Genomic DNA, 18,491 nt, shown 5'->3' with positions numbered 1-18,491 from the left:
GTGCAAAAAATAAAATGCCCAGCGATAGAAAACTATCGCTGGGCGAGTATTGGTATAGCGGGCTCGATACGACGAGCTTCTTGATTGTTCTTGCTAGCGCAGACTTTTTATACCAAAGCCAAGATAGGGGTGCAACTTTTTTCTGTCATATTGGGAACTCGGTGGGTTAATTGCGGCCGAGTTATTTGGCGTAAAAAGTGTGCTTAGGTGGGACAAATTAATATTCAAGCGGTGTTTGTCACATAAATGTACTGACGCAGGTTACTTTATTCGCGTAAATGCTAAACTACTGACCCAGCAGAAATCAATAAGCGTAGGAATAGAGCCAAATGGCAGAATTAAAAAATGATCGTTATTTACGAGCCTTACTAAAGCAACCTGTTGATAGAACTCCTGTCTGGATGATGCGTCAAGCTGGTCGTTATCTTCCAGAATATAAAGCGACTCGTGCTGAAGCGGGTGACTTTATGTCTCTTTGTAAGAACCAAGATTTGGCTTGCGAAGTGACTCTGCAACCACTACGTCGTTACGACTTAGATGCTGCTATCTTATTTTCTGACATTTTGACTGTGCCAGATGCTATGGGGCTGGGTCTTTATTTCGAAGCGGGCGAAGGTCCACGTTTCGAGCGTCCAACTGACACTATCGAGTCAATCAAAAAGCTATGTGTACCAGATCCTGAATTGGAATTGGGCTATGTGATGAATGCGGTTAGTACGATTCGTCGTGAGCTTAAAGGTGAAGTGCCGCTTATCGGTTTCTCTGGTTCTCCATGGACACTAGCGACTTATATGGTTGAAGGCGGTTCGAGCAAAGCCTTTGAAAAGATCAAGAAGATGGCCTATGAAGAGCCAGCAACTTTGCATCTATTACTCGATAAGCTTGCCGATTCAGTGACGCTATACTTGAACGCTCAAGTAGCTAATGGTGCACAATCTGTGATGATTTTCGATTCATGGGGTGGGGCATTATCGCATCACGCTTACCGTGAATTCTCATTGCGTTACATGCAGAAGATTGTCGATGGGTTAACTCGTCACGCCGATGGTCGCCAAGTCCCTGTCACTCTGTTCACTAAAGGTGGCGGATTATGGCTTGAAGCTATGGCCGAAACTGGCTGTGATGCACTAGGTCTTGACTGGACCGTTGACATTGGTGATGCACGTCGTCGTGTAGGTGATAAAGTGGCATTGCAAGGTAACATGGATCCTTCAGTACTTTATGCCTCTCCAGAGCGTATTCATCAAGAAGTGGATCAAATTCTAGCGTCATACGGTGAAGGTACCGGCCATGTATTTAACTTAGGTCATGGTATCCATCAGCATGTTAATCCTGAGCATGCAGGCTCATTTATCAAGTCTGTACATGAGCTATCGGCGCAATACCATAAGTAATGGTCGCTTAGTCGCTAAAGCCCGCTGATTGCGGGCTTTTTTGTTTCTATACTTTATGTGCTTAATAACCCATCTACTCTCCGATTTGTATAGGATAAATTGTCCTATTGGGAAGTATTGACAGGGGCTTTTCATCTTTTATTCATATCTTAACGGTATAGTGTGCGTAGATTCTCAGAATCCAATAAATACACCTATTAGCGGCTGAAATACTGCACTAGGTCAAAATACTTGATTCATTAAAAGTGCAAGCTTGTAAGACTTGGCATACTGGTAAGCCCAGCTTCAATATTCCCTACTTAGATTAGGGATATTTATTCGCAGATTTGACCGCAATAGGATCGTTTAAGTAACCCATGCGCATAAGTAAAAAAATAGTCGTATTTGTTGTGGGGTTTTGTTTACCTGCTATTTTAGGGGCTTCCTATTCTTTAAGTGTTTGGTTCGATAATCGTATTGATGAGCTGAAACATGCTGCTATCGAAGCAGAGTTATTGAATGTAAAACGGCTGGTGGGTAATGACTTACATCAGCTAGCCTCATTAAACCGTATTCATTCTTTGGCGATTGATGGTGCTAATAGCAATAGTCGCGAACGGTTTGAGTCTTCTTGGCTTACTGGGGAGGGCGATGAGAACATAGCGGTTTTTTCGTTGCAAGATAAGAAAACCACGGCCTATGTGCAGCCCAGTAGCGATTTCAATTTTTCCCAGCTTCCAGACGAATTATTTAATGTAACCCAGCCGACTACTGGATTTGTTTCTCTGGCTCAGGGCGACTTTATGGTGAGTGTTAATCCTATTTCTGCCACCGAGTCGATAGTCTTAGTTCGCAAGGTGGATAATGAATTACTGGCGCGGTATCAAGTCAATGACTTCATTTATCAGATGGAATTAAAGACTGGCACCCTTGGTCGTGATCTAATGGTGGATGATCATAATCTAACGGGCATGTTTAATGTTCCAGGTGTCATAGGTGGCAGTGAACTGCATCTGTTTGTCAGCATCATAGAAACGGCATTTTCTGAGGTTGAGCAACATTCGGCAGTGGCGATTTATCTGATTTGGGGATTAAGCCTGTTATTACTCTTGCTGGGATACTCCTGGCTAAAATTGAGTATTGTTCGTCCCTTTAAGTTGATATTAAAGCAGCTGGCGGCTATCGACCCGACGGCTAAAACCTATAAGCCGTTGCAAGGTTATGGCTGCTCTGAATTACGCGTATTTGCCGATCAAGTTAATGCCTTGCTCGCGCGTATTTTTCGTCAAAAAGAGCGCTCAAAAACCACACTAGAAGCTATTGTCGAAGCCGTGATCCTCACCGATGCTTGGGCTAAAGTGGTGTATTTGAATCCCCGTGCCGAACGGTTATTGAAAATAAGTTCTCAACAAGCGGTTGGCATGCCAATCTCGCAGCTATTTAAATCAGATAACAGTATTAACGATACCTTGTTTGCCATGATGGTGGCCGATGAGATGCAACCGTTAACGGATAAAGTAAAATTTACTGCCCATGAGCCTAAAATCATGGAACGTAATATCAGTAATCTGCGCAATCCACAGCAAAAAGTGATCGGTAATGTGATTGTGCTGCGGGATATTACCCAAGAAGAGTTACTCAAACATCAGCTTAGACGCCGGGCTAACTATGATCCTGTAACTTCGCTACTTAATCGTTGTGCTTTCGAGGAGCGATTAACTGACTTTAGCCAGCAGGCCGATATTATCACCTTGTGTTATTTCGACTTGGAGCAGTTTAAGTTGATTAATGACTCTTGCGGTCATAATGCTGGCGATAGAATGCTTAAACTGGTGGCAAGAGCGATTCAAGGCTGTGTGGAAGATCATTATTATCTATTGGCGAGACTCGGCGGTGACGAATTTGGTTTAGCACTAAAAAATCAAGCTATTACTGAACTCGCGCCCTTTGTACAGCGTATTATCGACAACGTAGCTATGCAGGTGATTGAAGCGGATGGCAGCCATTATAAGGTCGGCTGCAGCGTGGGGGTTGCCGTAGCGCAAGCCCCTTATATTCAAGAGCAAGAGTTACTTAAAGACGCTGAAATAGCCTGTATTGCTGCCAAGCAGGCGGGGCGAAATCAGATTCATTTCTATGATGACAAAGATAATGAACTTAATTATCAACGTAATGCGCCAAAATGGGCAATGAGAATTACCCAAGCCATCGAGCATAATGAGTTGCTGCTCTATTGTCAGCCGATTAAGGGATTGGCTCACGATTGTGGTCCTAAGCGTTTTGAAGTGTTGTTGCGTATTCAAGAACCCGGTGGTCGCATGTTACCACCAGCTCAATTTATCGCCGCAGCCGAACGCTTTAAGTTGATGATAGAAGTGGATAAAGAGATCATTCGTAAGACCTTTTTGTGGCTGTCTATGCACGAGAGTTTTTGGGATGACCATTGTTTCTCGATTAACTTGTCTGGTAACAGTTTAGGTGCAGAAGGGATGGTCGATTACATCGCTCAGCAGCTTGCGCGGTTTGGTATTCCAAGTCGATGTATCTGTTTCGAGATAACCGAAACCAGTGCGATTCAAAATCGTAATCGTGCGTTATCTATGCTGCATCAACTGCGTAAGCAGGGCTTTTCATTTGCGTTGGATGACTTTGGTACCGGCTTTGCATCTTATGGGTATTTGCGTGAGTTACCCGTTAATTATGTCAAAATTGATGGTTGCTTCATCAAGACCTTGGCCAATAGCGCTAAAGATTATGCCATCGTCAAATCTATCCATGATGTTTGTCACGTGATGGGTATAGAAACGGTGGCCGAGTTTGTGGAAAACCAAGCGATTATCGACCGATTAGAATCCATAGGGATCGATTATGCCCAAGGCTACGCCATTGGCCGACCTCAATCCTTAGAGGAATATGGCAACCAGGTGTTACAGGAGTCCCGCTTGATGGCTTAAAGCTTGTGTATTCCCTGAAACTGTGTGACTTTAGCCGATATAACTATATTTCAATTGGTTAGCTCATATTAGTGGTCTGTTTTGTTATGGGAATAGGGAATTTATGCAGGCATTAGCGGGTAAAGTTGTAATTATCACTGGCGCGTCAGAAGGGATTGGTCGGGCGCTTGCTCATGCTATGGCGCCGTTAGGCTGTAAGTTGGTGCTTACGGCTCGGGATCGGCAACGACTCGACTCTCTTGCCGAAGAACTGGCAAACATTACCCTTTGTCCTCCCTTAGTGTTTGCCGCTGATGTCACTTCTGTTCAAGAGTGCCAACAGCTTATTGATGCCAGTGTGGCGCATTTCGGCGCCATCGATATCTTAGTCAATAATGCTGGAATGACCATGTGGTCGCGATTTGACGAGTTACAGGACTTGTCGATTCTTGATAGGGTGATGGCGGTGAACTATTTTGCTCCCGCTTATTTGAGCCATTGTGCTCTACCGCATCTAAAAGCCAGCCAGGGACAGATTGTGGTCGTGGCATCAGTGGCTGGATTAGTTGGTGTGCCGACGCGCAGTGGTTATAGTGCGTCAAAGCATGCAGTGATTGGCTTTTTCGACTCATTGCGTATCGAGCTAAATGATGACAATGTGGCGGTGACCATTATCTGTCCTGACTTTGTGGTCTCACAGATCCATAAGCGAGCATTAGATGGTCATGGCAAGCCACTAGGGCAAACGCCAATGCAAGAATCAAAAATTATTACTGCTGAGCAGTGCGCGCAGATGATGTTACCCGCGATTGCCAAACGTGAGCGCATGCTGATCACCTCAATGCGTGGACGTGTAGGGCGATTTATCAGGCTGATTGCACCTAAGTTTATTGATAATTTGGCCAAGAAGGCGATAGCGTCAGGGCATTAGGCATAAAAAAACCGGTCAATGACCGGTTTTTTTTATGGGGGAATAGACTTACTGTTCGCGGGCGATAGCGCGATAAGCAATATCGGTACGGAAGTAAACATCATCCCAATGGATAGCATCAACTAAGGCATAAGCGGCTTTTTGCGCTTCGGTTACCGTGTTGCCTAGGGCCGTCGCGCACAATACACGACCACCGCTAGTCACCACGTGACCGTCTTTCATGCTGGTACCCGCATGGAAGACTTTAGCGTCGTTATTGCCTAGGCTTAGACCGTCAATCACGTCATTCTTGCGATAAGCGTCAGGATAGCCACCCGCAGCCATAACCACACCCACTGCAGCGCGTGAATCAAACTCGGCAGACACTTTATCCAGCTCACCACGAGTCGCAGCAAGGCAAAGCTCAACCAAATCTGATTGTAGACGCATCATGATTGGCTGAGTTTCTGGGTCACCAAAGCGGCAGTTATATTCCAGTACTTTAGCGCTGCCATCAGGCGAGATCATTAGACCTGCATAAAGGAAACCTGTGTAGGTATTGCCTTCAGCAGCCATGCCATCCACCGTTGGACGAATCACATTTTCAATGGTCCAGTCGTGTACCGCTTGGGTTACAACCGGCGCGGGTGAATAAGCACCCATGCCGCCAGTGTTTGGGCCATTGTCGCCATTATCACGAGCCTTATGATCTTGGCTTGTCGCCATTGCCAGGATGTTTTTGCCGTCTACCATCACGATAAAGCTAGCTTCTTCACCCTTTAGGAATTCTTCGATAACCACGCGAGAACCCGCTTCACCGAACTTGTTGCCCGCTAGCATATCTTCAATCGCAGCATCGGCTTCAACTTGATCGGCGGCAATAATCACGCCTTTACCTGCGGCTAGGCCATCGGCTTTGATCACGATAGGGAAACCTGTGGTTGCAGTCACGTCAGCCACATAAGCCTTAGCTGGCTCAATGTCGGTGAAATTAGCGTAAGCCGCAGTTGGGATATTGTGACGTGCTAAGAAATCTTTAGTGAACGCCTTTGAAGATTCAAGCTGTGCAGCCCCTTGGGTTGGGCCGAAAATTGGCAAACCGGCCGCATTAAAGGCATCGACAACACCTAATGACAATGGTACTTCAGGACCTACAATCGTAATCGCAATTGCGTTTTGCTGAGCAAACTCAACCAATGCAGTGATCTCTTCAACATTGATCGCCACATTTTCTAGTTTAGGCTCTAGCGTGGTACCCGCATTACCTGGTGCAACAAATACTTTTTCAACTTGTGCCGATTGTGCCGCTTTCCACGCTAAGGCGTGCTCACGACCACCGCCACCAATAACAAGTACCTTCATCTTGATATCCTTCTTTTTGCTGAGCCCTTGTACTGAATACAGCACAAGGGCGTGGCTTTATATTTAATGCTTATTTAATGACGGAAGTGACGCATGCCGGTAAAGACCATTGCCATACCGTGCTCATCGGCCGCTTGGATGATCTCTTCGTCGCGAATCGACCCACCTGGCTGGATGATACAGCTGATGCCAGCTGCAGCGGCTGCATCGATACCGTCACGGAATGGGAAGAAGGCATCTGATGCCATCACTGAGCCCACCACTTCTAGGTTTTCGTCAGCGGCTTTAATACCTGCAACTTTGGCACTGTAAACGCGGCTCATTTGACCTGCGCCCACGCCGATAGTCATGCTGTTCTTAGCGTAAACGATGGCGTTGGACTTCACGAACTTAGCCACTTTCCAGCAGAACATGAGATCTTTCATTTCAGCTTCGGTCGGTTGACGCTTAGTCACCACTTTGACATCGTCTAAATCAACCATGCCTTGGTCTCGATCTTGCAGTAACAGGCCACCGTTAACACGCTTGTAATCTAGGCTGGTGGTCTTAGTTGTCCATTGACCACATTCAAGCAGACGCACATTGGCTTTAGCTGCAACCACGTCACGCGCTTCTTGGCTAACGCTAGGAGCGATAATCACTTCAACGAACTGACGTTCAACGATAGCACTTGCTGTCGCTGCATCGAGTTCGCCATTGAAAGCGATAATGCCACCAAAGGCTGAAGTCGGGTCGGTTTGATAGGCGCGGTTATAAGCATCCAAGAGGTCGCTACCAATCGCGACACCACAAGGGTTGGCGTGTTTTACAATCACACACGCTGGCTCATTCAACTCTTTAACGCACTCAAGAGCGGCATCGGTATCGGCGATGTTGTTGTAAGACAATGCCTTACCTTGCAGTTGTACTGCGCTGGCAACAGAAGCTTCATCGATGTTGAGGTCAACATAGAAAGCGGCGCTTTGGTGACTGTTTTCACCGTAGCGTAAGTCTTGCTTCTTCACTAGTTGAGTGTTGTAAGTGCGTGGGAACTTAGAATCGCTATGGCACTCATCTTTACTGTGAGCAGGTACCATGGTGCCGAAGTAGTTAGCGATCATGCCGTCGTAGGCCGCAGTATGTTCAAATGCAGCAATGGCTAGGTCGAAACGAGTTTCCAGCGTGGTGCTACCTTCATTAGCTTGCATCTCGGCGATCACGCGATCGTAGTCAGCAGCGTTAACAATGATGGTCGTGTCTTTGTGGTTTTTAGCCGTAGAGCGCACCATAGTTGGGCCACCGATATCGATGTTTTCAACGGCGTCGGCCAAGGTGCAACCTTCTTTAGCAACCGTGTCGGCAAAAGGATAGAGGTTAACGGCAACCAGATCGATAGGTTTGATGGCGTTTTGTTCCATCACGATCTCGTCGATACCGCGGCGCGCTAAAATGCCACCGTGTACCTTAGGGTGCAAGGTTTTTACTCGACCGTCCATGATCTCGGGGTGGCCTGTGTAGTCAGAGACTTCAATGACAGGCACACCGTTGTCTGCTAGCAGGCGAGCGGTGCCGCCAGTGGATAGCAGTTCAACACCTTGAGCATGTAGAGCTTGTGCAAATTCAAGGATTCCGGTTTTATCTGAAACGCTTAACAGCGCGCGACGAATAGGTCTGGCATTATTCATTTTGGGTAACGGGTCCAGTAGTTGTTTTTAAGGATCTTTCGGAAAACAGAACAATTAATCGCATTTATCGGCGTGTTTTGCTTTCCAAAAGCCCCTCAATCTCGTTACTGTCCATCGCAGCGCGCGTATTTTACCGTAAAACGTGAACTCATGCTGTTTTTTTCTATGTGATTTCACAATACGCTCAAGCGAACAAGCACGGCTTAAAATATACTGTGACAAAACCCTTGACCTTAGATTTAACTCCAAGGTTTATACTTGGTTTAATCGGTAAATAAAATCGGTAAAAAGGTGACTGTATGTATCGCATTGGTGAGTTGGCCAAATCCTGTGAAGTGAAAGCCGATACGCTACGTTTCTACGAGAAGCATGGCTTGTTAGCCCCGTCTATGCGCAGCGACGCAGGCTATCGTTTATACACAGATGCCGATGTCGAACGTCTGAGGTTTATCTTGCGCGCTAAGGCTGTGGGCTTCACCCTCGCAGAAATAACCGAACTGCTCTCTATCGAGCTGGATAAGTCAAACTGGGCCTGCGCCGATGTTAAAGGCATGGTCGACAGTAAGCTTGCCGATGTGGAAGCAAAAATTGCTGAGTTAAATCATTTTAGGGTATCACTCAAACGTTTATCAGATGCTTGTTGTGGTGGTCCAGAAAGTGCGGAGCACTGCTCGATTCTGGAAGCGTTAGAAACCAATGGCGCACAAGTGCAGTGTGAGAAAGAGCATCACTATGCAGCACATCAAGCAAATGAAAGCGTTAAGGATTAATTATGCTGTTAAGTAACTTTATTGATCTGTTTTTAGATTCGGCCCCTTGGCTTTTGCTTGGGTTAATATTGGCAGGCCTGTTGAAGATGTTCGTGCCTATGACCTGGATGCACAAGCAACTTGGTGGTCATGGCATAAAAACCACAGTTAAGGCAGCGTTGTTAGGTGCTCCTTTGCCATTATGTTCTTGTGGTGTGATCCCCGCTGCGGTGGGATTGCGCCGCTCCGGTGCCTCAAAGGCGGCGACTACATCATTTTTAGTTTCAACGCCTGAGACAGGTATCGATTCGGTTAGTGTTTCTTATGTCTTACTTGGCCCCTTTATGGCGGTTGTCAGACCTATTGCTGCAGTGACCAGTGCGATTGTTGCTGGCTTGCTGGTGGGGCGTGATGACGATGATGGTCAGCCTGCGGCTGATAAAGTGGTGGGTAATGGTGTTGATGCAAAAGTGACATCGAAAACCAGCTGTTGCAGCAGTGAGAAAGCTAAGCCCGAGACTAAGAGTTGTTGTACTAGCGAGAAAACCGAAGCTGTCACCAGCAGTTGCTGTTCGAGTGAGAGTAATAAGCTAGAGCATCATAAAGTTGATACTGCAGCTAAATCAGATTGCTGTAGTAAGGATAAAGTTGAGCCGGTTTCCAGCTGTTGTAGTAGCAAAGCAGGTAGTAACACAGAGACTAAAGCCGATAATGGTGAAAGCTGCTGTGAATCGACCAAAGATGTGGCTCATGAGCTTAAAGGCACTTCGGTGTTATCTCGTATCGGTAAAGGGCTGCAATATGCGGCTACCGATCTGGTGCGTGACACCACGATCTGGTTGCTGATTGGTTTATTCTTCGCGGCTTTAGTACAAACCTATGTGCCAGGGGATTTCTTGGCTAAGTGGGGTGACGGTATCTTAGCCATGTTGGTGATGGTGCTTATCTCTGTGCCTATGTATATCTGCGCTACGGCCTCGACACCGATTGCGGCGGGATTACTCTTAGCCGGGGTGTCACCTGGTGCTGTGTTAGTCTTTATGTTGGCAGGGCCTGCGACCAATATTGCCACCTTAGGAGTGGTGACCAAAGAATTGGGTAAGCGTGCGTTATTGGGTTATCTTGGGGGCGTGCTCGGTGTAGCACTAATTTCAGGGGTAATAGTGAACTATCTGGTCGATACCTTTGGGTTTGTGGTGATGCCTCAAGTGGGTGAGCAGCACAGTTTATTACCTGCGCCTATCGTGTATACCTCAGGGGTTATACTGGCTATTTTGATGCTTAAAGTGTTATTGGCAAAGTTACCTAAAAACTGGTGGCGCCGCGATTGCTGCTCTTAGAAAGTCACTCGGTTAAATAGAAAAGGCACTTCAATTGAAGTGCCTTTTTGTCTCTGAGTAACCAGTCTTAGCAACAAAATGCTACGTAAAAAATGTTAGCTGAAAATGGCTTAGAAGTTTGCTTCTGCAGTTTCACCCTCTGTCACAGTGATATTGGTATCACTATAAGCTGCAAATATTTTCACCGGAGCATTAAGGTCGTCTGCTGGGTTGCTGACTTCTGGATCATCATTTTGGGCACTACAGGTATAACCTAACTGGTAATTACCGGCAGCGACAAAACCAAACTCATATTCATAGCCTGTGACATTGTTAGCATCGTCGAGTATTTCGTTTACTCTCGCGGCAGCAACTGGCGCGACCTGCGGTGCTAGAATATCGGCATCTAAGCGGAAATCGACCATGTTGGCTAGGGTCGTGTCAGCTGGATAGAGGTAAACTGCATGGCTAAATGTCGAACCAGCGAAATCGGTTTCGCAATCAGTCATCACTGTTGTATCTACGCTACCTTGAATCGCACCTACTTCGGCGTTATTCACCAGCTGTACTGAGGTTGGTTTCAGTGTCCAGTAAGCTTTATTACCATGAGGTGCTTGCAGTCCTTTATTTAGGTCAAACTCTGCGACGAAATCGTTATCGCCTGCGGCAATGGTGAAGGCTTTATTGAAAAATAGTCGTCCGGTACCAGCCTCATCGGCATGAACACCGCCACAGCTACCATTGCTGTTAGTTGTTAATCCTTCGGTGATATCGCCCGTTAGACCAACGTAAGAACCGTCAGCGTTAGGAACTTCATCGGTTTGCATATAGATACACATCTGATATTCACCCAGAGGCACTTCAACGCCAGTGATCAGAGGTTCTATCTCTTGTCCCTGAACGGTAAGTAGATCCACTTGTTTGAGTTCACCATCTTCCGATACATCGAAAGAGAGCGGATCGCTACCGTTGGCAGGTTTGAGTACTACTTGTTTAAAGGCGATGGTGACGCTTTCGGCATTGGCGGGGTTATCTGAAACGCCCAGGCTTAATTTACCCACATCAGATTTATCGTCGTCACTACCACCACATGCTGCGAGTAGGGTCGTCAGAGATAGGGCAATTATCGATTTAGAATACTTCATAGGTTACCTGTTCATCATTGATTGTTGGGATAGTTTAATGGCGCTATCGCAGTGGACATATTGGAATGATAGCCGTCATTAAAACGCATATCTTGAGTTGTTAAGGATAGTGAATAATGCCTTGAAGTCCACTGTCTTCAAGGGTTTTACTTGGTTTTATTGAAGGTTTTTGGGTTGTAGAAAGCTGAGGTACAGGAAGTGACAACCGTTTGACTGAAGTCAAAAAATAGCGCAGTAAAAGTAATACCCATTGCAGTCATTATCTGAACATTCTTGCTAGTTAACCTGAGCTCTGGATAAGCATCTTTGTGTGTCTCTCTGCGTTGCTCTGCCTAACCATAGCTCGCTATGGTGTACGACAGAGCGCCTTGATATGCTCAAAAATCTGCGCATGCAGTCAGAAAATAGACTTCCCTTTTCGAACTAATCCTTTATAGCATTGAATTAGCTTGTTAAATTTAGATTTTCCGACACTCGTTATCCCGAGTTCAGGTTAGTTAAAATCGCCGATAACCGTGTTGTAAATTTTGTTATTACAATACTAGTTACTGCAATTTACGCCTTGTTCTCGACAATTTTTCCTGTGCCCTTTTCTGTTACAAACGGGCTGATCACTCATTTACTTTGATTGGAATAATACCCATAAGTATTAAATTGAAAAGACGCATTTTGGGCAATAAAAAATCGATTTGTCACAGGTTAAGATGACAAATCGATTTATTGGCTAGCCTGTTTTAGCACTAGCGAGATACAGGGGACTTTAGGCCTTTAATTCAGCGTTGTGGTAGACATTTTGCACATCATCACAGTCTTCTAGTGCCGCAATAAACTTCTCAAACTGCTCAATCACTTCAGGATCGGTAATTTCAGTTGAGGTTTGCGGTACGAAAGAGATCTCTTCAACTTCAAGTTCGGTATCAGGCAGGGCTTCATTCAATGCGGTTTTCGCCTTGTTAAACTCGGTATGCGGCGCAAATACGCTGATAATGCCATCTTCTACTTCGATGTCGCTAACATCGACATCGGCCATCATCAGTAGCTCTAGGATGGCTTCTTCATCTTCACCCTTAAAGGCAAACACGGCTTGATGATCGAACATGTGACCCACAGTACCTGGACCACCAAGCTTTGCGTCGTTTTTAACGAATGCTTGGCGTACTTCGGTAAAAGTACGCTTGCCGTTGTCAGTAAGGCAATCAACAATCACCATAGCGCCACCTGGGCTGAAACCTTCATAGCGTGCAGTTTCATAGTCTTCACCGCCGCCGCCTTTGGCTTTTTCTAGCGCACGTTCGATAACATGAGCCGGAACTTGGTCTTTTTTCGCCTTAGTGATCATGTGGCGTAATGCCAAGTTGCCGTCAGGATCGGGGCCACCATTTTTTGCGCAAACATAGAGTTCTTTCCCGTAGCGAGAATACAGTCTAGTCTTCTGTCCAGCCGTTTTGGCCATAGATTCTTTGCGGTTTTGGTACGCTCTTCCCATCTTGCTCAATCTCTTTCAGCTAAAAAAATTGGCCTAATATTACCAGCTTTATTGGCAATTTTGCAGATTTGTCTGTTCGATTTTATTAAATCGCGATTAACCTAGTGGTTTTTTGTTAATTCTGTGGCTCGATGGTGATGAAGTCGGCACTCTCTAACACTTCTTCGGGTCTGATTTGTTCTAAGGTTTGCGAGAAAAACTCGATAAAGATGCGATATTGCCTTGGTAGATACGCGCGGCGCGGAAACTTAAGGTAATGCAGGTTTGTGCCATCGGAAAATCATTGAGCAGTTTCTCTAATTAAGCCGACATGATTGACCGAAAGCTGGACATTAGGCTGTTCTTGCTCAAGGCTGTTTATTCATTGCATCAGCGGTTAAGCTATTGGCTTATTAGATAGTCGTTGGAGTTCTGAGTGCATTGGCAAGATTATGGTTTTTCTGAATTAACCACTAAGCAGTTGTACCAATTGCTTAAGTGTCGTGTCGATATCTTCGTGGTCGAGCAAAACTGTCCTTATCCAGAGTTAGATAATAAGGATGATCTGCCCACAACCCGGCATTTATTAGGTACAGATGAGCAAGGAGATATACAGGCCTATGCGCGAATATTAGCACCGGGTGTGAGCTATGCTGATGCCAGTATCGGCCGGGTGTTAGTGTTGGCATCGGCTCGTGGCCAAGGGATTGCGGCGCAACTAATGCGACAAGCGATTGAAGTGAGTCGGTGTTATTGGCCAGAGGAGCATATTCAGATTGGCGCGCAAGCACACCTAAAGGGGTTTTATCAGGCTCAAGGGTTTAAGCAGGTGTCAGATATTTACTTGGAAGACGATATACCCCATATCGATATGTTGTTAGCTTGATGAATTAGCTTGGGATAAACGGACTTCGACGGGTCCACTGCTGGTAATAGAAAGGAGCACAATTTGTGCTCCTTCTGTTTGGGAAAGTTCACCATCACCGTAGGTGGAAGGTTAGTCCCTTAAGTGGATATTTGGCTTATTATCAACATGACCACGTCTATCAATGGTTGATAGCTGATCATTTTGGGCGATGATAGCCAAAGGTCCAGTAGGCAAATGGCGAACAAACAACAGCCGATAGCCAAACCGGTGCAGGTTGTAGAGAGACATCTTTTGTTCCGCGCTCATTAAAGTCCAATGCTCGTCATGATGCAGGTCAATCCCTCGCCTGTCTTGCAGTTGTTGTGCTATTTGCATGTTTTATTATCTTTACGTAATTAGGCCGATGCAGCCTGAAATTAACTAATAAGTCTAAGTAAAAACCACCTAGACGAACGTCTTACAAGATGGATTGTATGCAAAATTCAGTGATCAATAATTGAACGAGATCAATTTATGTTGGAAATGTATCAGTGACTGATACGTTTTTTTGACCAGACTCACATTTACAACGGCTTCATTGATCGCGTTTATTTCAATAAAGCCGTTGCAGGCAGGATTATTTTTCGATGTGGATCTCTTTAATCGGGCAGGGAATCGTGATCCCTGCTTGTTGAAGTGCCTTCATCAAGTCGAGATTGATCTGATATTTATGCTGGAAATAGCTTTGGGTCGGCACCCAATAACGCATTCCTACTTCTAAACCCACACTGTTAAATCCATTAATGCCGATTTGTGGTGGGCGCTGCTGATTTACCGCGTCATTGCTATTTAAAATTTTTGTAGCAAGAGTGATTACCTGATTAATATCGCTGTTATAGCTGACATTAAAGGTGGTGGTGATTAACTTATACTCAAATGAGTTATGTAAAATCTCACCGACAATATGCTTGTTCGGTATGCTGATCACTTCGCCTTCTTCATTGGTTAATAGGGTCAAGCCAAGATGAATGTCTTTTACCACACCGCTGACGCCCTTGACCTCTATAGTATTACCAATCACAAAAGGCCGCGTGACTATGATGGTGATGCCCGCGGCGTAGTTCGACAACATGCCTTGTAAGGCTAAGCCAGCGCCGAGAGAAGCTGCACCAATGGCCGCGACCATAGGGGTGATACTGATACCCAATTTTCCTAGGGCAATGACCCCAAAAATCACTAGGACGATGATTCGTGCGAGGTTAGAAACAAAGTTACTTAGGGTAATGTCTATTTGATGCTTTTCAAACTGCTTGATCACCAGATTGGAGACTTTGCCAGCGACCCATAAACCCAGTAAAAAAATGAGTGTGGCACCCACCAGCTGGAAACTGTATTGCACCAAAAACTCAGTCAACATGTCATAGACACTCTGTAACTGGGCCAGCTCCTGTTCTAGACCATTTTCATTCATAACTCTGTCCCTGATAGTGATCGATATTGCGAATAGTTCCATGTTACTGAATAATCGTTTTTTTGGTAATAGCTAACTATCGATATCATCAATAGTTCAAGGAAATAGTGCTAATTGTCCAAATGCGTGAGTTAGCTCAAGCAATTCATCATCCTATAGAAAGTCTGGGTACGGCATGCGCTATAGTGGAGTCTATTAAGCAATGTGGCCTTTAAATTAGGAGTGTTATGAAAGTTTTCATCTTTATATTAAGTCTATTCATCGCTATCGGTGCCCAAGCTACAGGCCTAGTGGTGGGTGATAAGCTGCAGCCGATCGAGCTAGAAAATCAGCATGAACAAGCCATAGCGGTAACATCAAGCACTCAGATAGTATTATTTAGCCGAGGCATGAAAGGTGGCGATATTATTAATCAGGCTTTGGAAACTTTTGGTGATAAGCAACCTGAAAACTTGGTTTATGTTGCCGATATCAGTGGTATGCCGTCGTTAATTGCCAAGTTCGTCGCTATTCCACAAATGCGCGATCTGCCTTTTAACATTGCTCTCGATAGAGAGGGGGAACAAACTAAAACGTTACCCGGCGACAAAGCCAGTGTCACTGTGATCCATCTGCAGCAACTTAGCATTACTAAGCTGACTCAAGTCACTGATGCCGATGCGTTATTAACAGCTATTAAATAATCTTCAGCGGCGATGTTATGGGGGCATCGTTGTTGTAAGAGTCTCTTCTCAAGTTATTGTTTATAAATCTGTTTTTTCTTGCCTTTTTTTACTTGCCTATTTCGATATAAAAAATTGCTTTTTAAGCATAAAAATTCATTGCCAAGATTATAAAAATAGCGTTTACTTCGCAGCGATTTTTAAATCAACTACACTAATTACTTTCACTTTGCTACGGAGATACTGGCGAAATGAGCCAATTTCAAGCGATTGATGTTAATGAATATTATGACGTTAACACCTTTGAGCGTATTAAATCGTTTGCACAAGATAAACCCACCCCGTTTGTGGTTATTGATACCCAAATTATTGCAAAGCAATATGATGATATGGTGATCAATTTTCCTTATGCCAATATTTATTATGCGGTGAAGGCCAATCCGGCGCCTGAAGTTTTAAGTTTGCTATGGGATAAAGGCGCTTGCTTCGATATTGCCTCTATCTACGAACTCGACATGGTGACCAACTTGGGTGTCACTACTGACAGAGTGAGCTATGGCAATACCATTAAAAAGCGTAAAGATGTGCGCGCTTTCTTCGAAAGAGGCGTACGTATGTTTGCCTCAGACTCCGAAGCGGATCTGCGTATGTTGGCCGAAGAAGCGCCCGGCGCTCGTGTGTATGTACGTATTCTGACCGAAGGTACGCATACCGCAGACTGGCCATTGTCACGTAAATTTGGTTGCCAAAATGAGATGGCCTATGAGCTATTGGTATTGGCGAAAGAGTTAGGTCTAGTGCCTTATGGTATCTCATTCCATGTAGGTTCACAGCAGCGTGATATCGGTGCTTGGGATTCGGCCATTGGTAAAGTGAAAGGCATTTTTGAGCGTCTTAATGATGAGCATGGCATTAAGCTACAGATGATTAACCTCGGTGGTGGCTTCCCTGCTAATTATTTGGATAAGACCAATGAGTTGGCGATGTACGCCGCAGAGATCACCCATTTTCTTAAAGAGGACTTTGGTGATGATTTACCTGAGATCATTTTGGAGCCAGGTCGTTCGCTATTATCTAACGCGGGAGTGTTGGTTTCTGAAGTCGTGTTAATCAGCAAGAAGTCACATACGGCCTTAGAACGATGGGTGTTTACCGATGTGGGTAAATTCTCTGGTTTAATCGAAACCATGGATGAGGCAATTAAATTTCCTATCTATACAGAACGTCAGGGCGAACTGGATAAGTGTGTGATTGCGGGCCCGACTTGCGATAGTGCAGACATCATGTATGAGCATTACAGCTATGGTCTACCGACGGATCTGGCGATAGGCGATCGTATGTACTGGTTAACGGCCGGGGCTTATACCACGACCTATTCGGCGGTTTGCTTTAACGGTTTCCCACCGTTGAAAGATTATTATCTTTAATCATCAATAGATTAAAACATCAAAAAAGGAGCGAAAATTATCGCTCCTTTTTTATATCTATTGGCTTTGTTAACGGCATCTCAAAGCATTGAGTGATTGCTGCTTGTGCGTTGAATGGCCTTATAAATAACCATTCCATCACTCATTGGCCTTGAATGAGTTGCCAAAAAACATGCTAAGTAGATCACTTTCTTATACTGATTAGTATTTGTCGCTGGCAGAGTGAAACCGAGTTGCTATATTTTCAGGGCTAATGGGGGCTGGGTTTGGTAAATAATTTACGAAAAACTGGGAATCACTAGCAAGAGAAGTGTGACAGGGGTAACCTTATTGGCTTGGATACTAGGTTAAAGTCCAAGGTATAAGAATTTATAATTCAAAAATGAAAGGGGTTTTCATAATGTCAGATGTATTTCATTTAGGCCTGACCAAAGCAATGCTTGATGGTGCTTCATTGGCCATCGTTCCGGGCGATCCTGAGCGTGTAAAACGTATCGCCGAGTTAATGGATAATCCAACCTTCCTTGCTAGCCACCGCGAATATACCAGTTATCTTGCCTATATCGATGGTAAGCCTGTGGTGATTTGTTCAACGGGTATCGGTGGTCCATCGACCTCAATTGCGGTTGAAGAGCTGGCACAGCTAGGGGTGAATACTTTCCTACGTGTCGGCACAACCGGTGCCATTCAGCCACAGGTCAATGTGGGTGATGTGATTGTGACTCAAGCATCGGTTCGTTTAGATGGTGCTAGCTTGCACTTTGCACCGCTGGAATTTCCTGCTGCGGCTAACTTTGAGTGTACGACGGCTATGGTTGAGGCGACCCGTGATGCAGGGATTGAACCTCATGTTGGGATCACCGCTTCTTCAGATACTTTCTATCCAGGGCAAGAACGTTACGATACCGTATCTGGTCGTGTGACTCGCCGTTTTGCTGGCTCAATGAAAGAGTGGCAAGAGATGGGCGTACTCAACTACGAGATGGAATCGGCAACGCTATTTACCATGTGTGCGACTCAAGGCTGGCGTGCGGCTTGTGTGGCAGGGGTTATTGTTAATCGTACTCAACAGGAGATCCCTGATGAGGCGACCATGAAGAAGACTGAAGTCAGTGCAGTTTCAATCGTCGTTGCGGCTGCGAAGAAGTTATTAGCCTAATTTAA

The 18,491-nt window shown here is 45.2% G+C and carries 15 protein-coding genes and 1 pseudogene; 9 read left to right on the top strand and 7 right to left on the bottom strand.

Annotated features, from left to right (window positions below; all coding sequences use genetic code 11):
• Positions 1-329 precede the first annotated feature (329 nt).
• The 3 genes from hemE to L1D21_RS15050 all read left to right on the top strand — a co-directional run bounded on the left by hemE (position 330) and on the right by L1D21_RS15050 (position 5,237).
• On the top strand, positions 330-1,394 hold the full coding sequence (gene hemE, locus L1D21_RS15060) for a uroporphyrinogen decarboxylase (protein WP_239846096.1): 1,065 nt from the start codon (positions 330-332) through the stop codon (positions 1,392-1,394).
• Between the two features lie 356 nt (positions 1,395-1,750).
• The gene (locus L1D21_RS15055; protein ID WP_239846095.1) at positions 1,751-4,327 is read left to right on the top strand and encodes an EAL domain-containing protein; all 2,577 of its coding nucleotides are present in this window, start codon (positions 1,751-1,753) and stop codon (positions 4,325-4,327) included.
• Positions 4,328-4,430: 103 nt separating this feature from the next.
• A complete protein-coding gene (locus tag L1D21_RS15050; protein WP_239846094.1) occupies positions 4,431-5,237 on the top strand; it encodes an SDR family oxidoreductase in 807 nt (268 codons plus the stop codon).
• A 48-nt stretch (positions 5,238-5,285) separates the two neighbouring features.
• On the opposite strand, the gene purD is transcribed toward L1D21_RS15050, so the two are convergent.
• Entirely contained in the window at positions 5,286-6,578 is a 1,293-nt protein-coding gene (purD, locus tag L1D21_RS15045; RefSeq protein ID WP_239846093.1) for a phosphoribosylamine--glycine ligase, read from the bottom strand.
• A gap of 74 nt (positions 6,579-6,652) precedes the next feature.
• Positions 6,653-8,242 carry a bifunctional phosphoribosylaminoimidazolecarboxamide formyltransferase/IMP cyclohydrolase gene (gene purH / locus L1D21_RS15040; RefSeq protein WP_239846092.1) on the bottom strand — a complete coding sequence of 530 codons (1,590 nt, stop codon included), beginning with the start codon at positions 8,240-8,242 and terminating at the stop codon, positions 6,653-6,655.
• Positions 8,243-8,541: 299 nt separating this feature from the next.
• Here purH and zntR point away from each other — a divergent pair, with 299 nt between their 5' ends.
• A complete protein-coding gene (gene zntR, locus L1D21_RS15035) occupies positions 8,542-9,012 on the top strand; it encodes a Zn(2+)-responsive transcriptional regulator (RefSeq protein ID WP_239846091.1) in 471 nt (156 codons plus the stop codon).
• A 2-nt stretch (positions 9,013-9,014) separates the two neighbouring features.
• Complete coding sequence (locus L1D21_RS15030) at positions 9,015-10,331, top strand: SO_0444 family Cu/Zn efflux transporter (protein ID WP_239846090.1); 1,317 nt, start codon at positions 9,015-9,017, stop codon at positions 10,329-10,331.
• Between the two features lie 110 nt (positions 10,332-10,441).
• On the opposite strand, the gene L1D21_RS15025 is transcribed toward L1D21_RS15030, so the two are convergent.
• The 3 genes and pseudogenes from L1D21_RS15025 to L1D21_RS15015 form a co-directional block, all read right to left on the bottom strand.
• Positions 10,442-11,455: a DUF4382 domain-containing protein gene (locus L1D21_RS15025; protein WP_239846089.1), complete on the bottom strand. Its 1,014-nt coding sequence runs from the start codon at positions 11,453-11,455 to the stop codon at positions 10,442-10,444.
• Between the two features lie 760 nt (positions 11,456-12,215).
• Positions 12,216-12,941: a YebC/PmpR family DNA-binding transcriptional regulator gene (locus L1D21_RS15020; RefSeq protein ID WP_239846088.1), complete on the bottom strand. Its 726-nt coding sequence runs from the start codon at positions 12,939-12,941 to the stop codon at positions 12,216-12,218.
• Positions 12,942-13,056: 115 nt separating this feature from the next.
• Positions 13,057-13,232: pseudogene (locus L1D21_RS15015) on the bottom strand (LysR family transcriptional regulator); the annotation flags it as partial.
• Positions 13,233-13,356: 124 nt separating this feature from the next.
• Here L1D21_RS15015 and L1D21_RS15010 point away from each other — a divergent pair.
• Entirely contained in the window at positions 13,357-13,806 is a 450-nt protein-coding gene (locus L1D21_RS15010) for a GNAT family N-acetyltransferase (protein ID WP_239846087.1), read from the top strand.
• Positions 13,807-13,917: 111 nt separating this feature from the next.
• Here the strand turns inward: L1D21_RS15010 and L1D21_RS15005 are convergent, their stop codons facing one another.
• A complete protein-coding gene (locus L1D21_RS15005) occupies positions 13,918-14,163 on the bottom strand; it encodes a hypothetical protein (protein WP_239846086.1) in 246 nt (81 codons plus the stop codon).
• Positions 14,164-14,404: 241 nt separating this feature from the next.
• Positions 14,405-15,238 carry a mechanosensitive ion channel family protein gene (locus tag L1D21_RS15000; protein WP_239846085.1) on the bottom strand — a complete coding sequence of 278 codons (834 nt, stop codon included), beginning with the start codon at positions 15,236-15,238 and terminating at the stop codon, positions 14,405-14,407.
• Positions 15,239-15,465: 227 nt separating this feature from the next.
• Here L1D21_RS15000 and L1D21_RS14995 point away from each other — a divergent pair, with 227 nt between their 5' ends.
• The 3 genes from L1D21_RS14995 (at position 15,466) to udp (ending at position 18,486) form a co-directional block, all read left to right on the top strand.
• Complete coding sequence (locus L1D21_RS14995; protein WP_239846084.1) at positions 15,466-15,921, top strand: hypothetical protein; 456 nt, start codon at positions 15,466-15,468, stop codon at positions 15,919-15,921.
• 230 nt (positions 15,922-16,151) lie between these two features.
• On the top strand, positions 16,152-17,327 hold the full coding sequence (locus L1D21_RS14990) for a type III PLP-dependent enzyme (RefSeq protein ID WP_239846083.1): 1,176 nt from the start codon (positions 16,152-16,154) through the stop codon (positions 17,325-17,327).
• Positions 17,328-17,727: 400 nt separating this feature from the next.
• A complete protein-coding gene (gene udp / locus L1D21_RS14985; RefSeq protein WP_239846082.1) occupies positions 17,728-18,486 on the top strand; it encodes a uridine phosphorylase in 759 nt (252 codons plus the stop codon).
• Positions 18,487-18,491 lie beyond the last annotated feature (5 nt).

Origin of the sequence: Shewanella sp. Isolate11 (assembly GCF_022398315.1) — a bacterium.
Classification (GTDB): domain Bacteria; phylum Pseudomonadota; class Gammaproteobacteria; order Enterobacterales; family Shewanellaceae; genus Shewanella.
This window is presented reverse-complemented; position numbering and strand designations above follow the sequence as displayed.